Raw genomic sequence first — 408 nt, 5'->3', positions numbered from 1 at the left:
CCGTTCCGGCTGGTTCCGTGGCGAGCCAGGGGCGATAAGACCGCCCGCGCGGCTGGTGCCCGGCAGGCATCGCAAACCGGCAGGCTGCGGATGCTCGGCGAGCACCGCGTGCTGGAGAACCAAATGAGAACATGGCAACAAGGCCAGGCATCACCCGACCGGGTAGATGCGATGGTCAATGGGTACGAACACATCCAGAAAACAATCGGTGTCACCACAAGCATCGCCTTCCCCGGCGAGTGGTAGGTAGGGAGAGATCATGGCGCACTACACGATCGGCTTGTGGGAACAGATGAAGTTCACGGATCTGTCCCCCACGGCGAAGCGTATCGTCGCCGCCGCGTGGATGAACCGTGGCAAACCACTGACCGAGGATGCTCGGCTCACCTCCGCCGACCGGGGGCGGAT

Annotated in this window: 1 protein-coding gene; it reads left to right on the top strand. The window is 63.2% G+C overall.

Annotation, left to right across the window (positions count from 1 at the left end):
• Nucleotides 1–246: hypothetical protein (locus ACTQX9_RS09570; protein WP_441541393.1), on the top strand; the 246-nt coding region annotated here is incomplete at its 5' end.
• Nucleotides 247–408: the final 162 nt, after the last annotated feature.

Origin of the sequence: Collinsella sp. LCP19S3_F2 (assembly GCF_052121015.1) — a bacterium.
GTDB lineage: Bacteria > Actinomycetota > Coriobacteriia > Coriobacteriales > Coriobacteriaceae > Collinsella.
This window is presented reverse-complemented; position numbering and strand designations above follow the sequence as displayed.